The following is a 1,567-nucleotide window of genomic DNA, read 5'->3' as shown; positions in this document are numbered from 1 at the left end:
GTCCTCGCCCTTGACGATGCTCTAATAGACCTTGGTCCGGCCCGCCACGTCATCCGACTTCACCGTCAGCATATCCTGCAGGTTGTAGGCAGCACCAAACGCTTCAAGCGCCCAGACCTCCATCTCGCCGAAACGCTGCCCGCCGAACTGCGGCTTGCCGCCCAGCGGGTGCTGGGTGACGATGCTGTAGGGCCCGGTGGAGCGTGCGTGGATCTTGTCATCTACAAGGTGGTGCAGCTTGAGCAGGTATTTCACACCCACCGTCACCTGGCGCGCAAACTTCTCGCCCGTGCGGCCGTCGAACAGGTCCGACTGGCCCGAGGTGTCGAAGCCCGCACGCTGCAGCGCGTCGTTCACGTCCGCTTCCTTGGCACCGTCGAAGACGGGCGTTGCGATCGGAACGCCACGGGTCACGTTGCCCGCCGCTTCCAGAAGCTCACCCTCGTCCTTGTCGCCGAAGGCCTCGGTGTAGACGTCTTCGCCATAGGCGATCTTGAGCGCGTCGCGGACGGGCGTCATGTCGCCCGAGCGGCGATACTCGTCCAGCGCCTCGTCGATCTGGATGCCGAGGCCGCGGGCGGCCCAGCCCATGTGCGTCTCGAGGATCTGACCCACGTTCATCCGCGACGGCACGCCGAGCGGGTTGAGAACGAAGTCGACGGGCGTGCCATCGGCGAGGAAGGGCATGTCCTCCATCGGGACGACCTTGGAGATGACGCCCTTGTTGCCGTGACGGCCGGCCATCTTGTCGCCCGGCTGAAGCTTGCGCTTCACCGCGATGAAGACCTTGACCATCTTCATCACGCCGGGGGGCAGATCGTCGCCGCGGCGGACCTTCTCGACCTTGTCCTCGAACCGGTGATCGAGCGCGCGCTTCTGCGCCTCGAACTGCTGGTTCAGGGCCTCGACCTCGGAGGCGTCCTGTTCGTCACCCAGCGCCAGCTGCCACCACTGGCCACGCGACAGCGTCTCGAGCAGCTCTTCGGTGATGTCCGAGCCGGCCTTGACGCCCTTGGGCCCCTTCACCGCGGTCTTGCCGAGGATCATGGACTTCAGGCGGGCGTAGATGTTGCGCTCGAGGATATGCAGCTCGTCGTCCCGGTCACGGGCCAGACGCTCGACTTCCTCGCGCTCGATCTGCAGCGCGCGCTCGTCCTTCTCGACGCCGTGGCGGTTGAAGACGCGCACCTCAACGACCGTGCCGAAATCGCCGGGCGGCAGGCGCAGCGACGTGTCGCGCACGTCGGATGCCTTTTCACCGAAGATCGCGCGGAGCAGTTTCTCCTCCGGCGTCATCGGGGACTCACCCTTGGGGGTGATCTTGCCCACGAGAATGTCGCCCGGACCCACTTCGGCGCCGATATAGACGATGCCCGCCTCGTCGAGATTGCGCAGCGCCTCCTCGCCGACGTTGGGGATGTCGCGGGTGATCTCGTCCGGGCCCAACTTGGTGTCGCGGGCGGCGACCTCGAATTCCTCGATGTGGATCGAGGTAAAGACGTCGTCACGCACGATGCGCTCGGAGATCAGGATCGAGTCCTCGTAGTTGTAGCCGTTCCACGGCATG

1 pseudogene is annotated in these 1,567 nt (G+C 65.3%); it reads right to left on the bottom strand.

The features are described from left to right. Positions 1 to 24: 24 nt before the first annotated feature. Positions 25 to 1,567: pseudogene (locus NXI30_29010) on the bottom strand (DNA-directed RNA polymerase subunit beta).

It is taken from the genome of bacterium (assembly GCA_024742285.1).
Lineage (GTDB): Bacteria > Myxococcota_A > UBA9160 > UBA9160 > UBA4427 > UBA4427.
Note: the sequence above shows the minus strand (reverse complement) of the source record. Positions and strands in the feature narration are given on the sequence as shown.